At 65.0% G+C, this 19,458-nt stretch carries 15 protein-coding genes and 1 pseudogene; 9 read left to right on the forward strand and 7 right to left on the reverse strand.

Going from position 1 to position 19,458, the window contains the following annotated elements; translation table 11 throughout:
- Nucleotides 1-164: 164 nt before the first annotated feature.
- Together EN786_RS18860 and EN786_RS18865 are read right to left on the reverse strand one after the other, a co-directional pair.
- A complete protein-coding gene (locus EN786_RS18860) occupies nt 165-1,067 on the reverse strand; it encodes a DUF2167 domain-containing protein (protein ID WP_127309633.1) in 903 nt (300 codons plus the stop codon).
- Nucleotides 1,068-1,218: 151 nt separating this feature from the next.
- Entirely contained in the window at nt 1,219-2,664 is a 1,446-nt protein-coding gene (locus EN786_RS18865) for a helix-turn-helix domain-containing protein (RefSeq protein WP_127309632.1), read from the reverse strand.
- A gap of 247 nt (nt 2,665-2,911) precedes the next feature.
- Here EN786_RS18865 and aceA point away from each other — a divergent pair, with 247 nt between their 5' ends.
- From aceA to EN786_RS18880, 3 genes are all read left to right on the forward strand, one after another.
- Entirely contained in the window at nt 2,912-4,201 is a 1,290-nt protein-coding gene (gene aceA / locus EN786_RS18870; protein ID WP_127309631.1) for an isocitrate lyase, read from the forward strand.
- A gap of 61 nt (nt 4,202-4,262) precedes the next feature.
- The gene (locus tag EN786_RS18875; protein WP_127287374.1) at nt 4,263-4,505 is read left to right on the forward strand and encodes a hypothetical protein; all 243 of its coding nucleotides are present in this window, start codon (nt 4,263-4,265) and stop codon (nt 4,503-4,505) included.
- Nucleotides 4,506-4,784: 279 nt separating this feature from the next.
- Nucleotides 4,785-5,246, forward strand: a complete 462-nt coding sequence (locus tag EN786_RS18880; RefSeq protein ID WP_127285062.1) for a response regulator — start codon at nt 4,785-4,787, stop codon at nt 5,244-5,246.
- 39 nt (nt 5,247-5,285) lie between these two features.
- Here EN786_RS18880 and EN786_RS18885 read toward each other — a convergent pair.
- Nucleotides 5,286-5,998, reverse strand: a pseudogene (locus tag EN786_RS18885) (HAD family hydrolase).
- Nucleotides 5,999-6,161: 163 nt separating this feature from the next.
- Here EN786_RS18885 and EN786_RS18890 point away from each other — a divergent pair.
- The 3 genes from EN786_RS18890 (at nt 6,162) to EN786_RS18900 (ending at nt 10,158) form a co-directional block, all read left to right on the forward strand.
- A complete protein-coding gene (locus tag EN786_RS18890) occupies nt 6,162-7,595 on the forward strand; it encodes a glutamine synthetase family protein (RefSeq protein WP_127285060.1) in 1,434 nt (477 codons plus the stop codon).
- 126 nt (nt 7,596-7,721) lie between these two features.
- Nucleotides 7,722-9,008, forward strand: a complete 1,287-nt coding sequence (locus EN786_RS18895) for an FAD-binding oxidoreductase (RefSeq protein WP_127309637.1) — start codon at nt 7,722-7,724, stop codon at nt 9,006-9,008.
- Between the two features lie 283 nt (nt 9,009-9,291).
- Complete coding sequence (locus tag EN786_RS18900; protein ID WP_127309636.1) at nt 9,292-10,158, forward strand: SH3 domain-containing protein; 867 nt, start codon at nt 9,292-9,294, stop codon at nt 10,156-10,158.
- Here the strand turns inward: EN786_RS18900 and EN786_RS18905 are convergent.
- The gene (locus EN786_RS18905; RefSeq protein ID WP_245478195.1) at nt 10,142-11,446 is read right to left on the reverse strand and encodes a Mur ligase family protein; all 1,305 of its coding nucleotides are present in this window, start codon (nt 11,444-11,446) and stop codon (nt 10,142-10,144) included. The two genes, EN786_RS18900 and EN786_RS18905, sit on opposite strands and share 17 nt — an antisense overlap.
- 83 nt (nt 11,447-11,529) lie before the next feature.
- Nucleotides 11,530-12,291 carry an SDR family oxidoreductase gene (locus EN786_RS18910; RefSeq protein WP_127309630.1) on the reverse strand — a complete coding sequence of 254 codons (762 nt, stop codon included), beginning with the start codon at nt 12,289-12,291 and terminating at the stop codon, nt 11,530-11,532.
- Between the two features lie 254 nt (nt 12,292-12,545).
- On the opposite strand from EN786_RS18910, the gene zwf reads away from it, so the two are divergent.
- The 3 genes from zwf to edd all read left to right on the forward strand — a co-directional run bounded on the left by zwf (nt 12,546) and on the right by edd (nt 16,600).
- Complete coding sequence (zwf, locus tag EN786_RS18915) at nt 12,546-14,015, forward strand: glucose-6-phosphate dehydrogenase (protein ID WP_127285055.1); 1,470 nt, start codon at nt 12,546-12,548, stop codon at nt 14,013-14,015.
- The gene (pgl, locus tag EN786_RS18920) at nt 13,997-14,710 is read left to right on the forward strand and encodes a 6-phosphogluconolactonase (protein WP_127285054.1); all 714 of its coding nucleotides are present in this window, start codon (nt 13,997-13,999) and stop codon (nt 14,708-14,710) included. Before zwf ends, pgl begins: the two co-directional genes overlap by 19 nt.
- Before the next feature lie 66 nt (nt 14,711-14,776).
- Nucleotides 14,777-16,600, forward strand: a complete 1,824-nt coding sequence (edd, locus tag EN786_RS18925) for a phosphogluconate dehydratase (RefSeq protein ID WP_127285053.1) — start codon at nt 14,777-14,779, stop codon at nt 16,598-16,600.
- 73 nt (nt 16,601-16,673) lie between these two features.
- On the opposite strand, the gene EN786_RS18930 is transcribed toward edd, so the two are convergent.
- Complete coding sequence (locus EN786_RS18930; RefSeq protein ID WP_128347089.1) at nt 16,674-18,338, reverse strand: VWA domain-containing protein; 1,665 nt, start codon at nt 18,336-18,338, stop codon at nt 16,674-16,676.
- 114 nt (nt 18,339-18,452) lie between these two features.
- Complete coding sequence (locus tag EN786_RS18935; protein WP_126056467.1) at nt 18,453-19,451, reverse strand: GlxA family transcriptional regulator; 999 nt, start codon at nt 19,449-19,451, stop codon at nt 18,453-18,455.
- Between the last annotated feature and the right edge of the window lie 7 nt (nt 19,452-19,458).

The raw sequence follows: 19,458 nt of genomic DNA on the forward strand, positions 1-19,458 counted from the left end.
TGTCGGCGATTTCAGGGCGGCTCGATGCGCGGTGGGCGGCAGGAACGCGCCGCATTGGCGTAACGCACCGGCGGCCGCGAGGCGTGATCCAGCCTCGCATTCCGTTTGGCGCACTGACGACCAGCAACTCGGCCATTCGGTCGGCAGAGACCGGTCATCGCACTTTAGGAGGAGGCGTCTCGGTTGCGCCGAATGAGCCGCCAAAGGCCCGCCAGCGGAACCAGCAGGATCACGCCGAACTTCTTCAGCGCGATCAGCGCCACCGCCAGCAGCCCAGCCTTGGCCGCCAGCTTGCCGGCAATGAGGCCACCGATGCCGACGGCGGCGACGGTGTCGAAACCTGGCCTGAAATCGACATACTTCTTGCCGGGGCTGAAGGCGGCGATGCCGAGCACCTCATCCAGGCTTTGCCTGATCTCCGGCAGTTGATCGACCGTGGCGATGTAGCTCATCACGAACACGCCCTCCCGGCCGAGAAAGCGCACATCGTAGTTCAGCGTGTGGACGGCATCGGTTCCGAACTGCAGCTCCTTGGCCCAGTGCAGGCGCTTGTTGACGGCATCGTATACCGGCGGCGAGGCCCAGCCGATCAAGGTGACGGGCTGAAATCCGTCCTTCACCCTTTGATCGTTGCTCGACCGAGTGTCCTCCTGCATGCCGCGCAGCAATTCAGCATAGTCGATGGACGCCGCGTCGCTGTCATCGACATAGCCGATCTTTTCCCAGCGCAGCTCAATGCCCCAATTGTTCTCGGAGATGGGGTCGTGGTTTGCCGGGAAAATCATGCCGACGGAGCCGGTGCCGACATCTGGCGGATTGCCCCAGGCCTCGGTCAGGACAGAGGCGGAATCCTTCTTGTCCAGGAAGTAGAACTTGCCCTTGAGGTCGAGGTGCACGCCTTCGGCGAGATCTATCGCTCCGGTCCTGGGCTCGATCTTGTCGAGGAATGCCTTACCGGCATCGTTGTATTGTTGGTACGATTTGAAGAATTCCGAGGATTTCTCCGCAAATGCGGATGAGGCTGAAAGGGCAAGCGTCAGCCCAAGCCAAAAAACTGTCCTGTTCATTCGCCGACCCCCCAGCCTTGCGCAATTCTTTTTTGATATCGCGACGCCAATGCTTAATCAATATTGCCGACGGCAATATTGCGGGGGGAAACCGCAATGGCTTGCTGTTGCAACGGAGGACGAGCCTCCGGGCCGACCAGCACAGTCGACGTCACTGGAAATCGAAAGCGCTCAGGCCGGTCACCATCTCGTCGAGGCCAAGCGGCCGCGTCACCGGCGGCTCGGCGCGCGCCAGGCAACCTATGCGTTCGCAGAGCCGGCAGGCGGGTCCCACCGGCGTGGCAACGGCGACGCCCTGCCCCGACTTGCCGCTCGCCGTCCCCGGAAGGGCTCCGCCATAGACGATCTCGTCACGAAAGCCGATATCGCAGCCGATGAGCAGCGCCGTGCGGCGCGGCCGCTCCGAGAAGGCGCCCTGTGGACCTTCCAGCGTGCGGGCAATGCAGAGGAATTCGGCGCCGTCCGGCATTTCCACCGCTTCCACCAGGATCTGCCCGGGCTGGGTGAAGGCGGCATGGACGGCGAGCTTCGGGCAGCCGCCGCCGAAGCGGCTCTGCGGAAAGCCCTGGCTGCCGGCCTTGCGGAAGCGGTTGCCGGCATTGTCGACCTCCAGCATGAAGAACGGCACGCCCGCCGCGCCCGGCCGCTGCAGCATGGTCAGGCGGTTGGCCGCCTGCTCGAAGGACACGCCGAAGCGCGAACGCAGCACGTCGATGTCGTAGCGGGAGCGCAGCGCGGCCGCGTGAAACGCCTGATAGGGCATCATCAGCGCGTGGGCGGCGTAACGGCCAAGCTCGAAGCGCGCCAGCCGGCGGGCCTCGTCAGTCGCCAGCTTCAGTGCCTGGATCTCGCCGGCGACCGCGACCGTCATGCGGATCAGCGAGGCTTCCATCGCCACCTCGCGCAACTGGTCGAAAGGCGACAGCCGTTCCGACAGGAACAGGCGCTGCGAATGGCGGTCGTAGCGGCGGCGCCAGTTCGGCATGGTGGCGACCGGCAGCACCTTGACGACGATGCCATATTCGCGCTTCAGCCAGGTCTTCAGCGCGCCGAACAGGTCGTCGCCAGGATCGAGCAGCGCCGTGAAGGCCTCGGCCTCCTCCTCCAGGGCGGTGAAATGGTTCGGCCGGCGCTCGAAGATTTCGTGCACCTCGTCGACCGGCAGGCGGGCGCCGGACAGGGCGGTGGCGCGGCCTTCGCGCGCCAGAAGCTCGTTGAGGTCGGAAAGCCGCTCCGCCTGTTCGCGATAGGCGCGAAACAGCTTCACCATCGCGGCGGAAGCATTGGGAGCGGCCTCGGCGAGCTCGATCAGCTCCTGGTCGCCCGGCAGTTCGCCCGACAGCAGCGGATCGCCGAACACTTCCCTGAGCGCCGATATCGAACCCTTCGCCTCGCCCTGCAATTCATGCGGATCGATCTTGTAGACCGATGCCAGCTTGAGGATCAGCTGCACCGTCAGCGGCCGCTGGTTGCGCTCGATGAGGTTGAGATAGGACGGCGAGATACCGAGCCCTTCGGCCATCGCCGTCTGGGTCAGGCCCTTGGCGTTGCGGATGCGGCGGATGCGCGGCCCGGCAAAAATCTTCTGGTCAGCCACCCCATCTATCCTTGACAGGAATTTACACGATTTGGCCGCAAGTGCCTTCTCGGCCCTTTTACAATCGTGACAAATTTACAAGGCTCACCAGTCAAACGCAACACTGATTTTCCCTTATTTTCCGGCCGATGTTGCGGTTTTCCTCGCGCTTTTCGCAGTGCGATGTAAATGATGTCACACATCGACGGCGCACAGCTCCCATGGGCGACGTTTCCAAAAACCGGCATCGAATGAACTGGAGTATGCAATGACCGATTTTTACAACCTTGTCCCATCCGCGCCCGAAGGCCGCTTCGACGGCATCGAGCGGCCCTATTCGCCGGAGGATGTGAAGCGGTTGCGCGGCTCGGTCCAGATCCGCCAGAGCCTGGCCGAGATGGGAGCCAACCGGCTGTGGAAGCTCATCCACGAGGAGGACTTCGTCAACGCGCTCGGCGCGATGTCCGGCAACCAGGCCATGCAGCAGGTCAGAGCCGGGCTGAAGGCGATCTACCTGTCGGGCTGGCAGGTCGCGGCCGACGCCAACACCGCGTCCGCCATGTATCCCGACCAGTCGCTCTACCCGGCCAACGCGGCGCCGGAACTGGTCAAGCGCATCAACCGCACGCTGCAGCGCGCCGACCAGATCGAGACCTCCGAAGGCAAGGGACTTTCGGTCGAGACCTGGTTCGCGCCGATCGTCGCCGACGCCGAGGCTGGCTTCGGCGGGCCGCTCAATGCCTTCGAAATCATGAAGGCATTCATCGAGGCGGGCGCCGCCGGCGTCCACTACGAGGACCAGCTGGCGTCGGAGAAGAAGTGCGGCCATCTCGGCGGCAAGGTGCTGATCCCGACGGCGGCGCATATCCGCAACCTCAATGCGGCCCGTCTCGCGGCCGACGTGATGGGCACGCCGACGCTGGTCGTGGCGCGCACCGACGCCGAGGCGGCGAAGCTTCTGACCTCGGACATCGACGAGCGCGATCGGCCCTTCGTCGACTATGAGGCCGGCCGCACGGTCGAAGGCTTCTACCAGGTCAGGAACGGCATCGAGCCGTGCATCGCGCGCGCCATCGCTTACGCGCCGCACGCGGACCTGATCTGGTGCGAGACCTCGAAGCCGGATCTGGCGCAGGCCAGGAAGTTCGCCGAGGGCGTGCGCAAGCATCATCCGGGCAAGCTGCTGGCCTACAACTGCTCGCCGTCGTTCAACTGGAAGAAGAACCTCGACGACGCGACGATCGCCAAGTTCCAGCGGGAACTCGGCGCCATGGGCTACAAGTTCCAGTTCATCACGCTGGCTGGTTTCCACCAGCTCAACTTCGGCATGTTCGAGCTGGCGCGTGGCTACAAGGCGCGGCAGATGGCAGCCTATTCGGAATTGCAGGAAGCCGAATTCGCGGCCGAGGTTCATGGCTACACCGCGACCAAGCACCAACGCGAGGTCGGCACCGGCTATTTCGATGCGGTGTCGATGGCGATCAGCGGCGGCCAGTCCTCGACAACGGCCATGCATGAATCGACCGAACACGCGCAGTTCAAGCCGGCGGCAGAGTGAGCCGGCGCAAGAGACGACCAACAGAGGAAACGCCCGAAAGGCAACTTAAAGGAGAAGACCAATGGCATCGATTAGCCGCGTCAAGGAAAGAGCCGAAGAGCAATCCTCGGCGATGAGCGTCGACCAGCAGGCAACCATCCGCATGCTGGCCAATGACCTGCACAGGCTCAACCAGTCGGTGATGAAGGCGGTCGAAGCGGGCGTCTCGGTGGAACTGGTGCGTTCGGCCAGACATCATGGCGGCGACGGCAATTGGGGCGATCTGCTGATCCCGGTGATCGTGACCCAGCAAAGCCACAGCTAGGCAATTCCACCGCGCATTCGCTCTGCGACCGCGCAAAGGCCGAACTTTGTCTCGCCCGCGCCGCAACGCGCGGGCGACTTTCGTTTTTGACGGCCGATCCACTACTCGTTTTTCACGGCCGATCCACTACTGCCAGGAATAGAACTTGCACTAAATTTTAGGTTTTCTTGCTATATTCCAGATGTTAGCCATTTCAGCTTGACACCGGCGGCAATCTCACGCCAATTGTTCCTCAGGTTTCAACCCTGCATTGAAACAGAGACGAGTGCCCGCCCGCCCATGAGCCCCACTGATCGAGAGACCAGGACTGCAGACCACCCCAATGCGGCGGCTCGCGGCACGGATGCCGGCCTGGCGACGGATTTCTCGCAGGTGCTGGTCATCGGACGATCCCCGATCAACCGCGTCGTCGTGGCGAAAATCGTCGAGAAATCAGGGCTGAAGCCGATTTCCGAATCGCCTGAAACGGCCGCGAAGGCGCTGCGGGGCCTCATTCCCGGCGCAGTCGTGCTCGATGGGGGCGCCGACAACAAGGACTGCGATGCGCTGATCTCCGGCATCGACGCGCTCAGGCGGATCTCGGGCAAGGCATTGCCTTCGGTGATCCTGCTTTCAACCAAGACTGGCACACCGGAGAGCCTCGGCCTATCCAGCGTGATCGATGCCGTGGTCGCCAAGCCGATCACTCCCGAAAGGCTGCAACCGGTGATCGACCGGCTGATCGGGCTCGTGCGCGGCTGACCAAAAATTCGGGTCGACCGGCCGCAAATCTCGACAGGCTCAGCCAGCCGTGACGATGCCTTCGATCAGCGCAGGCAATTGCCCGAGATCGGCGATCTGGCGAAAACGCGGCGCGGCCGTCGGCGCCTCGACATGCTCGAGCACCCAGGTCAACTCGTGCGGCACGTGGACGCCCCAGCCGCCGGCCTCGATGGCCGGCACGACGTCGGACTTCAGCGAGTTGCCGACCATCATGCTTTTCCCCGGCCCGTCGCCGTGGCGACTGAAGACACGGGCATAGGTGGCCGCGCTCTTGTCGCTGACGATCTCGACGGCGTCGAACAGATCGCCGAGGCCCGATTGCGCCAGCTTGCGCTCCTGGTCGAAAAGGTCGCCCTTGGTGATGAGCACGAGACGATAGGCGCCGGCCAGTTTCTCCACGGTCTCGCGCGCATGCGGCAGCGGTTCGATCGGATGACTGAGCATCTCGCGTCCGGCGGCAAGGATCTCGGCGACGACCGACCCCGGCACGCGGCCACCGCTGACCTCGATGGCGGTTTCGATCATCGACAGCGTGAAGCCCTTGATGCCGAAACCGTAGACGGCAAGGTTGCGCCGCTCGGCCTCGAGCAGCCTTGCCGAAACATGATCAGCCTCGCCATGCTCGGCAAGCAGCCCTGCGAAGCGCTTTTCCGTGAGGCGGAAGAACTGCTCGTTCTGCCACAGCGTGTCGTCGGCATCGAGCCGATCGTCGTCAGTTCATGGCTGGTCATGGCTGTCCTGCGTTCGGCGCGTAAGGTAGTCGCATTTCGCGAGGCGTCGAACCTAAGCTCACCGCCGCGAATTTCAACAGCGGCGGCCGGTCGAGCGGCTCCCCTTCCCTTCCATCGCCGGCCACGGCTATACTTCGCCATCCGCAACCCAATCTGGTGACTGATGCCGCCTGCAAAAAAGGAAGTCCGTCCGTCGAGCCGCGGAGGACGCGCCCGAACGCCTGCCTTCGTGAAAAGCCAACGTGGCGTCAAGAACTGGAAGGAAGTCAGCGCCTGGCTGGAATGGCGCGGCATCGAAGACATCGAATGCATCACGCCCGACCAGGCCGGCGTTGCCCGCGGCAAGATGATGCCGTCGAAGAAATTCACCTCCAACACTTCGCTGGCGCTGCCCTCGGCGGTGTTCATGACGACGATTTCCGGCGGCTATCCGGAGGACGGCAACGGCTTCCACTATCCAGAGGACGACGGCGACCTCAAGTTGATGCCGGACCTTTCGACGCTGACCGTGGTGCCGTGGGAAGAGGACCCGACGGCGGCTGTCATCTGCGACCTCGTCCACCAGGATGGGCGCTCGGTCGAGTTCACGCCGCGCAACGTCTTGAAGCGCGTGCTCGCCGCCTACGCCGATCGCGGGCTGAAGCCGGTGGTGGCGCCCGAGATCGAGTTCTACCTGGTGCGCAAGAACCCCGATCCGGACTATCCGCTGACGCCGCCCGTCGGGCGCTCGGGACGGCCGATCGGCGGCGGCGCCGGCTATTCGATCGCCGGCGTCAACGAGTTCGACGAATTGATCGACGACATCTACCACTTCTCCGAAGGACAGGGCCTGGAGATCGACACGCTGATCCACGAGGAAGGCGCCGGCCAGCTCGAGATCAATTTGCGCCACGGCGACCCGATCGAGCTCGCCGACCAGGTGTTCATGTTCAAGCGCACCATCCGCGAGGCAGCGCTCAAGCACGAGATCTACGCCACCTTCATGGCCAAGCCGATCCAGGGCCAGCCGGGCTCGGCGATGCACATCCATCAGTCGATCGTCGACAGGAAGACCGGCCGCAACGTCTTCTCGGCCGAGGACGGTTCAGAGACGGACGATTTCTTCCACTTCATCGGCGGCATGCAGAAGCATGTGCCGAACGCGCTGGTGATGTTCGCGCCCTATGTCAATTCCTACCGGCGGCTAACGCAGGCGGCCTCGGCGCCTGTCAACAACAAATGGGGCTACGACAACCGCACCACCGCCTTCCGCGTGCCGCGCTCGGATCCGGCGGCGCGGCGCGTCGAAAACCGCATCCCGTCCTCCGACGCCAACCCCTATTTGGCGCTCGCCGCGTCACTCGCCTGCGGGTTGATCGGCATGATCAACAAGGTCAAGGCCGAGCCTCCGGTGCTGACCACCGCGAACGCCGATGAGATCGACCTGCCGCGCAGCCTGCTCGAGGCCGTCGACCTGTTCGAGGCCGACGAGGACCTCGGCGCCATCCTCGGCAAGTCCTTCACCGCGACCTATGCGGCGATCAAGCGGGCCGAGTTCGAGACCTTCATGGAAGTGATCAGCCCGTGGGAGCGGGAGTATCTTCTGCTCAACGTCTGAGCGGCTGCTTCGCTGCGTCAATGGTGAATAGTGAATGGTGAGTAGTTTCATATTGGACGGGTGAACGCAGCCAACGCGCTCCTCACAGTCGTCTGCCATCACTATTCACCATTCACCGGCGTTTCCATGCTCTACCAATCCCCAGTATCCCCCGGCCGGTCCTGGTACGAGGACACGGCCGGATCACGGCCCGAATACCCCGCTCTCGACGGCGACCGCCAATGCGATGTCGTCATCGTCGGCGGCGGCTTCACCGGCCTGTCAGCGGCGGCGCATCTGGCGAAGGCCGGCAGCAATGTCGTGCTCATCGAGGCGCATCGGTTCGGCGACGGCGCTTCGGGGCGCAATGGCGGCCAGCTCGGTACCGGCCAGCGCGCCTGGGCCGAGGAGATGGAGGCGGAATACGGCCTTTCTCGCGCCAAGGCGCTGTTCGACCTCGCCGAGGAGGCCAAGGCGCATCTGCTCGAATTTGCCGCCGTCAACGGGATCGAGATCGACTACATGCCTGGCCAGCTGTCGGTGGCGCACAAGCAGCGCTATGTCGACGACTACAAGGCGCATGCCGAGATCATGGCGAGCCGCTTCGGCTACCCGCACATTTCCTTCATGGACGCGAAGGAAGCCGCAGAGCGGCTGGGCTCGACGCGCTATTTCGGCGGCACGCGCGACACCGGCACCGGGCACATCCACCCGCTGAAGCTGGTGATCGGCACGGCGAAAGCAGCGGCCGGGGCCGGCGCGCAGCTGTTCGAGCGGACGCCGGCGACCGGCATCGTCTCCGGCGGCGGCAAGGTGAGGGTGACGACGCCGAAAGGCACGATCACGGCCGAGAAATGCCTGATCGGCGTCAACGCCTATGGCGGCACGCTCGAGCCGGTGAGCGCCGCGCACATCATGCCGATCGGCTCCTTCATCGGCGCGACGGTGCCGCTCGGATCGGCCTCGACCGTGCTGCCGGGCGGCGAGTCGGTCGACGATTCCCGCTTCGTCGTGCGCTACTTCCGCAAGTCGAAAGACGGCCGGCTTCTGTTCGGCGGGCGCGAGGTCTACGCGGTCAACGATCCGAAGGACATCCACATCCATATCCGCCGCCAGATCGCGGAACTCTATCCGGAGTTGAAGGATGTCGAGATCACGCATGGCTGGGGCGGCTATGTCGGCATCACCGTGCCGCGCAAGCCATTCGTGCGCGAAGTGATGCCCAATGTCATCTCGGTCGGCGGCTATTCCGGCCACGGCGTCATGCTGTCGAACTTCTTCGGCAAGCTCTATGCCGAGACCGTGCTCGGCAACCGCGACCGGCTGAAGCTGATCGAGGATCTGAAGGTCCCGCCCTTCCCCGGCGGCCGGCGTTTCCGCGCGCCCTTGCTGTTCCTGGCGCTCAGCTGGTTCGCCCTGCGCGACAGGATCTGACGCAGGGGAAGCACCGGCCGGAACGGAGCTTCCGGCCTATCTGCCTGATTCCATTCGGCAGTTCGTGCCGATGCGAGATGTTGCGGAATCCTTAACAAGGGTGCAGAATTCATTGCAAGGGCGCACTGATGCCACAATCACCGGCAAAGGATGCGGGTTCTGGGCTGTAAGACGGGGACTTTCGCGGGCCCGCCCGCTTGTGTTTTTGGGACCGATGCCGATCACCGCCGGACCTCCGGCACCGATCGAAAGAACGTCGGCCCACCTATTGGAGGTGGTTAGAGTGAACGAGCCCTTCAGTTTCGGCGCGCCGGAACGGCGGCACTTTGCAATGCAGTTCGGCTATGACAGGCGGCCCACGTTCTGGCAGGGCGTGCGGTCCAATTCGCATCTGGTGATTGCCGCTGTCGGCACCGCGGCCCTGCTCGGCGTGGCGGGGATTGCGTTGTGGCTGGCGCTGCCGGCCAGCGACCGGCAAGCGATTGCCAGCCCGGCGCAAAGCGTCCCGACAATCCCGGTCAAGACAACCAAGATCGCGCTCGTCAGCGCGAACGCCACGGCGATCGCAGTGGCGCCGCAGGCGGCGCGCAAGGCCGACGCGGTGTCGGCCGTCGTCGCCGCCAAGGAAGCCAAGATACCGGCGCTGGCGTCCAACGACCCGCGCTGGACCGCACCGGGCACCAAGGCCGCGTCCAACGACCCCGCGCCTGCTCCATCCGATCAGGCGGCAGGCCGACAGGCCGAAGAGACCGCCAAGCCAACCGACACGGCATTCGCCGAACCGGCGCCTCAATCAGACGCCACCGCCTTGCTGTCCAAGGTGGCCGCGCCCAGCGCGGCGCCGGCGAAGGACGATCCCGACGGCGCCAAGACCGCCGCCATTCCCGCCCCGGACCCGCAGGCGCCGGAAGCGCAGGCATCCGCAGGCGACGATGCCAAGCCAAAGCCTCAAGAAGCCAGCGCGGCCAGTACCGGACGCATCCTGCGGGCCGTCACCATGCGGGCCGGCCCGAAACAGAAAGCGGCGGCCATGGTCACCGTGCCCGCGAAGACCTCGGTGCAGGTCATAAGCTGCAAGAAGTGGTGCCAGATCGTCTATAACGGCAAGCGCGGCTGGGTCTACAAAACCTACATCAAGACCGGCGCCTGAGAGCCTCATCGCCGCCGGTCAGCCGAAGCCACTGCCATAGCCGGGCCCGCCTGCGCTTTCTGACGTGGGCGCGATGTTGCTCGAAGGGCACTTCGAACAGGCCGCATCCCTGGCATCCAGACCTTTTTCCGCAAACCGGGACCCAGCATTTGACATCGTGGGTCCAGGCGAGCGCGACCCTCTCGAGGTGAAGGTTGGACGAGCTCTTGAGCAGGATCAGTTCGCCCGGTACTGCCGTTTTCCTGATGTGGTCGGAGACTTCCCTGGGCGTTCGCAATTCGACGAAGCGGCCGCCATCGCGGTCGGCCTGGCCGGCGCCCGAGCGATGCGCGTTGTCGCCGACATAGATCACCTGGCCAGCGACCTCGCGCGCGGTGTTGTAGGCGTCACGGTACTTTCTGGTCGAACCCACATAATCCGAAATCTGGCCGAGAACGATGCGTTTTGAGGCGACCTTGGCCTTGGCCACCATGTCGATGGCGAGGTTGATCGAATGCCAGGGGGCCTTGGCGGTGTCGACCAGGAAGTGCGGACCGTCCTCAATGACGAGCACCTGGCAGCGATTGACCAAGGGCCGAAACGTCGCCACGCGCGCCGCGACTTTTTCGGGCGGCACGCCGAGCTCCAGCGCGGTGGCGACAGCCGCCGCCGTCGGCAGCCATAGATACTCGGCCGGAAACAGCGTCTTCAGGTCGAGCGTGCCGCCACGCCACCGGACCTTGAGGCTCAGCGTTTCAGGATAGGCGGCCTGCGTGTCGGTGACACGATAATCCGCATCTTCCGTCCGGCCGAAGGTGACGACGCGATGCCTGGTGCCCGAAGCCATGCCGAGCACATGCGGATCGTCGGCGTTGAGCACGGCAAGACCGCCCGGTGGCAGCGCATCGACCAGGGCGCGCTTTTCCAGGGCGACGTTCTCCAGGGTCCTGAAACTGGCCAAATGTTCGAGGCGGACCATGGTAACGACAGCCACATGCGGCTTGAGCAGTTCCGCCATCGGCCTGATGGTGTCGACGCCATAGGCGCCTGCCTCGAACACGACGTGATCGACCTTGCCCGATTTCCACATACGCTTGTAGAGCGTGCTGGCCAGCGCATCGATGGCGTTGGCGAGAACCTGCGTGTAGACCGGGCCATGGCTGGCCAATATATGGCCGAGCAACGCCGCCGCCGTCGACTTGCCGGAACTGCCGGTGACGCCGATGAAGGTCGCCTTGCTCTTTGAACGGGCGCGCCTGGCCCTGTAGATCTTGTGGCGGTGCCACAGGCTCCGGCGAATCTTGCGCAATCGGGCATTCATCGCATGGCCACCCTGCTTCCTCGAGAAGCCTTATGCAGTTCCCGGGCGGCTCGTCAATTCAGGCCCGCCGTTCAGATGCAGCGCCCGCCGTCGACCTCGAGCGCCACGCCGGTGATGAAAGCGGCTTCGTCGGAGGCGAGCCAAAGTGCTGCATTGGCGATGTCGAGCGGCGTCGAGAGGCGGCCGAGCGGGATCGAGGCGCGGAACCTCTCGCGGATTTCCGGCGTGTCGGCGCCCATGAACTTCTCCAGCATGCCGGTCTCGCCGGCGACCGGGCAGAGGCAGTTGACGCGGATGTTTTTCGGCGCCAGCTCGACCGCCATCGACTTGGTGGCGGTGATCGCCCAGCCTTTCGAGGCATTGTACCAGGTGAGGCCGGGCCTCGGCCTCAGGCCGGCGGTCGAAGCGGTGGTAAGGATGACGCCGCCGCCCTGCCGCTCCATGATCGGCACCACCGCGCGCGCCGCGTGGTAGATCGCCTTCATGTTGACGGCTGTGATCAGATCGAAGGTCGTCTCGTCGACGTCGAGCATGTCGCCGTTGCGGTGCGTATAGCCGGCATTGTTGACCATGATGTCGATGCGGCCGAAGGCGCTCGTGGCGGCATAGACCATCTCGTCGAATTCGGAGCGCTGCGATACGTCGGTCTGGGTCCAGATCGCTTTGTCGCCGATCTCGCCGGCCACGCGCTCGGCGCCCTTGGCATTGAGGTCGGCGACGACAATCCTGGCGCCCTCCTCGGCAAAGCGCTTGGCCATGCCCTCGCCAAAGCCAGATGCGGCGCCGGTGATGATGGCGACCTTGTTTTCCAGACGCGTGCCTTTTTCGCTCATTGAAGATCATTCCGAAGCAAGGCATTTCTCCTTTGGCTTTCGCCGCGATCCCGCTCTATGCTGCACCTGCGAAAGCTCCCCCGGAACCACCGCTTGCCGAGAAGCCCCCGGGCTACGTCAGTGTCAAGGGCACACATGAACCCAATCGACAACCAGCGACCGGTTCTCACCTGTGACACCATGGCACTGGAATATTTAAATCGATTAGAATATATCAGCCTCGTACCTGAGCGCGGCGTCAAAACGGACAGACCATGACCAGCCAGATCATCCCCGTCGATCCTTTCGACTTCATCATTTTCGGCGGCACCGGCGACCTGTCGGAACGCAAGCTCCTGCCTTCGCTCTATCATCGCCAGCGCGACCATCAGTTTTCCGAGCCGACCAGGATCATCGGCACGTCGCGTTCCAAGATGACCGACGCCGAGTTCCAGGCATTCGCCAAGCAGGCGATCTCGGACCACGTGAAGCCCGCCGACATCGATCCGAAGGAGCTGGAGACGTTCCTCGCCCGGCTCTCCTATGTCTCGGCCGACGCGACTACCGGCGCCGGCTTCGACAAGCTGAAGAAGGCGATCGGCGACAGCGACCGCATCCGCGCCTTCTACCTGGCCGTAGCGCCGGCGCTGTTCGGCGACATCTCGCACAAGCTCAAGGAACACAATCTGATCACGCCGAATTCGCGCATCGTGCTGGAGAAGCCGATCGGCCGCGACCTCGCCTCGGCGCGCGCGCTCAACGACCTTGTCGGCGACGACTTCCACGAAAGCCAGATCTTCCGCATCGACCACTATCTCGGCAAGGAGACGGTGCAGAACCTGATGGCGCTGCGCTTCGCCAACGCGCTCTACGAGCCGTTGTGGAACTCGGCCAATGTCGACCACGTGCAGATCACGGTCGCCGAGACCGTCGGCCTCGAGGACCGCGTCACCTATTACGACAAGGCCGGCGCGCTGCGCGACATGGTGCAGAACCACATGCTGCAGCTTCTGTGCCTCGTCGCCATGGAGGCGCCGTCCTCGATGGACGCGGACGCCGTGCGCGACGAGAAGCTGAAGGTGCTCAGGGCGCTGAAGCGCATCAACGGCAACGAGGCGCCGAAGCACACGGTGCGCGGCCAGTATCGCGCCGGGGCATCCGCCGGAGGGCCGGTGAAAGGCTATGTCGAGGAACTCGGCAAGGACAGCAACACCGAGACCTTCGTCGCCATCAAGGCCGAGATCGCCAACTGGCGCTGGGCCGGCGTCCCGTTCTACCTCAGGACCGGCAAAAGGCTGGCGACCCGCGTCTCGGAAATCGTCATCGAGTTCAAGCCGATCCCGCACTCGATCTTCGGCGACAGCGCCGGGCCGATCTTCGCCAACCAGTTGGTGATCCGGCTGCAGCCGGATGAGGGCGTCAAGCAGTTCATCATGATCAAGGATCCGGGCCCGGGCGGCATGCGGCTGCGCCAGATCCCGCTCGACATGAGCTTCGCGCAATCCTTCGACGGGCGCGCGCCGGATGCCTATGAGCGGCTGATCATGGACGTGGTGCGCGGCAACCAGACGCTGTTCATGCGCCGCGACGAAGTCGAGGCGGCCTGGAAATGGATCGATCCGATCCAGAACGCCTGGGAAAATGCCAGGCAGGAGGCGCAAGGCTATACGGCCGGCACATGGGGGCCGTCGGCCTCGATCGCGCTGATCGAACGCGATGGGCGGACATGGCACGAGAGCAATTGAGCGGCGCCTACAACTGGAATGGCTTCGCCGATCGCGAGCAGCTGGCGGTAGCACTTGCCGGCCATGTCGCGGCGCGGCTGACCAAGGCGATCAGCGAGCGCGGCACGGCGCTGCTTGCCGTTTCCGGCGGCACGACGCCGGCGAAGTTCTTCGCGGCGCTGTCGAAGACCCCGATCGCCTGGGACAAGGTCACGGTGACGCTGGTCGACGAGCGTTTCGTGCCGGCCTCCTCGCCGCGCTCGAATGCCGGGCTGGTGGCCGCAAATCTGTTGCAGAACGCCGCGGCTGCCGCCCGCTTCGTGCCGCTCTATCATGAAGCGGCAAGCATCGAGGATGCGGCGCTGTCCGACAACGAGGCGCTGACATCGCTGCCCTGGCCGCTCGACGCGGTCGTGCTCGGGATGGGCGGTGACGGCCACACCGCCTCGTTCTTTCCCGACGCCGACGACCTGCCACGACTGCTCGATCCGTCCTCGCAAAGGATCGTGCTGCCGGTGCACGCGGCAAGCGCCGGCGAGCCCCGGCTGACGCTGTCGATGGCAAGGATCATCGCCGCCGGCTTCATCGCCCTGCACATCGAGGGCGCGGAAAAACGCAGTGCCTTCGAAGATGCGATGGCGCCGGGAAAGCGAAAGCCCATCCGCGCCGTGATCGATGCGGCACCCAGAACCGTCGAGGTTTTCTGGGCGCCCTGATTTTGACCATACCGAGGGTCCCGGCTGCCGGAAAGTTCAGGGACCCCGCCTGAAAGGACCGTTGCCATGACCGCCAGACGCGACATCGAAGCCATCACCGAGCGCATCCGCCAACGCTCGAAGGCCGGCCGCGAGGCCTATCTCGGCCGCATCGCAGAAGCCTCCGGCCGCAGCGCCAACCGGGCCGTGCTGTCGTGCGGCAACCTCGCCCACGGCTTTGCCGTCTGCAGCCCTTCCGAGAAGGTCGCGCTCGGCGGCGACCGGGTGCCCAACCTCGGCATCATCACCTCCTACAATGACATGCTGTCGGCGCATCAGCCCTTCGAGACCTATCCGGCACTGATCAAGGAAGCGGCGCGCGAGGCGGGCGGCATCGCGCAGGTGGCCGGCGGCGTGCCGGCGATGTGCGACGGTGTCACGCAGGGCCAGCCCGGCATGGAGCTGTCGCTGTTCTCGCGCGACGTGATCGCCATGGCGGCGGCGATCGGGCTGTCGCACAACATGTTCGACGCCGCCGTCTTCCTCGGCGTCTGCGACAAGATCGTGCCGGGGCTGGTGATCGCCGCGCTCACCTTCGGCCATCTGCCGGCGGTGTTCGTGCCGGCCGGGCCGATGACCACCGGCCTGCCGAATGACGAGAAGGCCAAGGTCCGCCAGCTCTACGCCGAGGGCAAGGCGGGACGGGCCGAGTTGCTCGAGGCGGAGTCCAAATCCTACCACGGGCCGGGCACCTGCACCTTCTATGGCACCGCCAACTCCAACCAGATGCTGATGGAGATCATGGGCCTGCACACGCCGGGCGCCTCCTTCGTCAATCCGGGCACGCCGCTGCGCGACGCGCTGACCAGGGAAGCGGCAAGGCGCGCGCTGTCGATCACCGCGCTCGGCAACGACTACACGCCGGTCGGCCGCATGATCGACGAGCGCTCGATCGTCAACGGCGTCGTCGGCCTGCATGCGACCGGCGGCTCGACCAACCACACGATCCACTTGATCGCGATGGCCGCCGCCGCCGGGATCGCGCTGACCTGGCAGGACATTTCGGACCTGTCGGAAGCGGTGCCGCTGCTGGCCCGCGTCTATCCAAACGGGCTTGCCGACGTGAACCATTTCCACGCCGCCGGCGGGCTCGGCTTCCTGATCCGCGAACTGCTCGACGAGGGCATATTGCACGAGGACGTGCAGACGGTGTGGGGCGAAGGGTTGCGCCCCTATGCGGTCGAGGCCAGGCTCGGCGCCGATGGCGGCGTGGTGCGTGAGGCCTCGCCGCTGGAAAGCGGCGACGAGAAGGTGCTGGCGCCTTTCAAGAAGGCGTTCCAGCCGACCGGCGGCCTGAAGGTGCTTGGCGGCAATCTCGGCCATGCCGTCATCAAGACCTCCGCCGTGAAGCCGGAGCGACGCGTCATCGAGGCGCCCGCAAAAGTGTTCGACAGCCAGCAAGGGCTGAACGAGGCCTTCAAGGCCGGCACGCTGACCGGCGATTTCATCGCCGTCATCCGCTTCCAGGGGCCGAAAGCCAACGGCATGCCGGAACTGCACAAGCTGACCACCGTGCTCGGCATCCTGCAGGATCGCGGCCAGCGCGTGGCGCTGGTGACCGATGGGCGCATGTCGGGCGCGTCCGGCAAGGTGCCTGCGGCGATCCATGTCACGCCGGAAGCGGTCGAGGACGGCCCGATCGCCAGGATCCATGACGGCGACATCATCCGGCTCGACGCCGATGCCGGCACGCTGGAAGTGCTGGTGCCGGGCGCGGAATTCGCGCTGCGGCGCACGGCGGATGCCGATCTCATCGGCAACGAGTTCGGCTTCGGCCGCGAGCTGTTCGCCGGGTTCCGGCAACTCGTCGGCCGCGCCGATCACGGCGCCGCGGCGTTCGGGAACGCCTGAGTCGGCAATTCCATCCAAGAAAAAGGGGCGGCTCATCGGCCGCCCCTTTTTCTCCAGAAGACGGAAGCGCTACCTACTGGACGGTAACCTCGGCGCGTTCGCCGGCCTTCACCGTCACCGGCGTCTCCTTGTCCTGGCCCTGGTCGGAGGCGTGGCGCACGACGACATAGTCGCCCGCCGGAATGGTCTGCTGCCAGCTGTCACCATAGCTTAGCCCAAGCGACTTGCGCTTGCCCTCGATGTCCTTCTTCGACGAAAGCACTTCGATCGAATAGGCGCCGGGCGCCGACATCGCCAGCACGCCGGCGTCGAGCGTCACCTTGACGTCCTGGTTGTCGCCGGCCTTGATGCTGAAGGGCTGCTCGACCACGGCGATATCGAAGGTGGTGATCGCGACATAGTCATCCGGCGGCAGCCAGAACTTGCTGTCCGGTCCGTAGGAGTGCTCGACGCTTTCCCGCGTGCCGTCGATCTTTTTCTTGGCCTTGACGATCTCGAAGCCCATGCCCGAATTATCCGCCTTGTCGCCGCCCGCCGTGTAGTAGGCATTGAGCACGGCATGGCCGACGCCGACGACGATATCCTTTTCGACGGTCTGCCCGGCGGCCAGCTGAACGGTCTCGGTCACCGTGCCGGCGCCGATCTGCACTGTCACCTTCTGCTCGCCCGCCGGCACTGTGGCTTTGGCGTCGCCATAATGGGTGGTGCTGCCGCCCGGATAGGCGAAGTCGACGCGGGCCTCGCCGCTGATCTCGGCGCCCTGGCTGGCGTGCGGATGAATGACCAGCGTGCCGGCATTCAGCGTGAACAGCGGCTTGTAGACCTGGCCGGCCTCGACCTTGAGCTTCTGCTCGACCTTGGCCTCGTCGGCGCGACCGACGACGATGTAGTCGCCCGGCTCGAGACTGGTCTTGAGCTCGCCATACTCGGTCATGACCTGATCGCCGCGCGTGCCGTCAGCGTTGGCCTTGTAGATCTCCCAGGCATTGCTGTTGTCGCTGACATCCGGGCCGCCTTCGGCCAGGACGACGCTCGGCATGAAATTGAATTCCGGCTTGGCGGGCTCAGGCGCCGGCGCGGGGGCCGGAGCAGGTTCGGGGGCAGGTGCCGGGGCCGGCGCCGCCACGGTCTCGACCAGCGCTTCCTGCAGCGCCTTTTCATCCGAGGCCTGGATATACTTGCCGCCGGTGTTCTCGGCGAGGCAGGCGATCTGCTTGCCCTCGTCGGCGGTCAGGCCGAAGCCGACGACATCGGCGGTGAAGTCGACGCCGGAAGCCTCCAGTTCCTTGCCCAGCGCGCAAGGGTCGCCGCCGCAGGTCTCGAGCCCGTCGGTGATGAGGACGACGGTTGCCTTGTCCTCGGTGTATTTCAGCGCCTCGGCCGCCTGCTTGACGGCTGCGGTCAGCGGCGTCTTGCCGAGGAATTTCATGCTGTCGGCGGCGGCCGAAATGGCGCTCGCCGAACCCGCCTGCGGCGGCACGATCAGCTCGATGTCCTCGCAGCTGCCCTTCTGGCGATGACCGTAGGCCATGAAGCCGATCTCGTCGTCGCCCGGCACCGACTGCAGCACGGTGCGCAGCGATTCGCGCGCGATCTCGAGCTTCGGCTTGCCGTCGATCTGCGCCCACATCGAGCCCGACGCATCGAGAATGATGATGACCTTGTTGGCGGCAAAGCCGAACGTGGTCGTCGACAAAAGGAGAATCGCCGTGGCGACGCTCCGTGCCAATCGCATCATGAAACTCTCCTAGGAAACCCCTCTGGTCCGCGGCGCGAAGGTATTTGACCCGGCCTGTGGAGACAAGCCCGCACGCGGCCTTGCGCACAGGCACCACGGACGGCGGCTCATCGCTCAGTAGGTGGTGCGGCGCTCTTCCGACGGCGGGCGGCCGAACTGCAGCCGGTAGCTCTGCGCGAAATAGGAGTGCGAGGTGAAGCCGGTGGCGATCGCCACGTCGAGGATCGGCATGTTGGTCTGGCGCAGCAGTTCGCGCGCCCGCTCCAGCCTGAGCCGCATGTAGTAACGCCCCGGCGTAACGCTCAAATGGCGCAGGAACAGGCGCTCGACCTGGCGCACCGACAGGCCCGCCGACTTGGCGAGCTGGACCGCCGACAGCGGCTCGTCGAGGTGATCGGCCATCAGCTCGACAATGCGCCTGAGCTTCTCCGACTTGCCGGTGAGGTCGCGCTCCGGCCCGACGCGCTGGCGGTCGCCGGCCGAACGGATGCGCTCGTGCTGGAACTGGTTGGCGACGCCGTTGGCGAGGTTGGAGCCGAAATCGGTGCGCACGATCTCAAGCATCAGGTCGATCGAGGTGGTGCCGCCGGCGCAGGTGTAACGCTTGCGGTCGATCTCGAAGACATTGCCGGTGCAGTTGATGTCCGGGAAACGCTCCATGAAGCCGGCGCGGTTCTCCCAATGGATGGTGCAGCGATAGCCGTCGAGCTGGCCGGCCTCGGCGAGCAGATAGGAGCCGACCGAGAGCGCACCGAGCGCGTTGCCGCGCCTGCCCCAGCTGCGCAGCGCCGCCAGCACCTTGCTCTTGCCCGGGAATTCGATGGAGAGGCCGACCGACACGAACAGGATGTCGACCGGCGGCATATCGGCGACGGAATAATCGATCTTCAGCGGCAGGCCGTTCGAGGCCATGACGGCGTCGCCATCCGCCGAGATCGTCGTCCAGCCATAGACATCGCGGCCAAGCAAGCGGTTGGCCGAGCGAAAGCAGTCGATCGCCGCGGCCAGCGAGAACATCGAGAACTTGTCGACCAGCAGGAACCCGAACTGACGACCACCCTGAACGGAATCGTTCGCGACCGGCCGTTCGATGGGAATGGAATGGTTCGGCAAGTAGGCT

Origin of the sequence: Mesorhizobium sp. M4B.F.Ca.ET.143.01.1.1, assembly GCF_004792275.1 — a bacterium.
Taxonomy (GTDB): Bacteria; Pseudomonadota; Alphaproteobacteria; order Rhizobiales; family Rhizobiaceae; genus Mesorhizobium; species Mesorhizobium abyssinicae.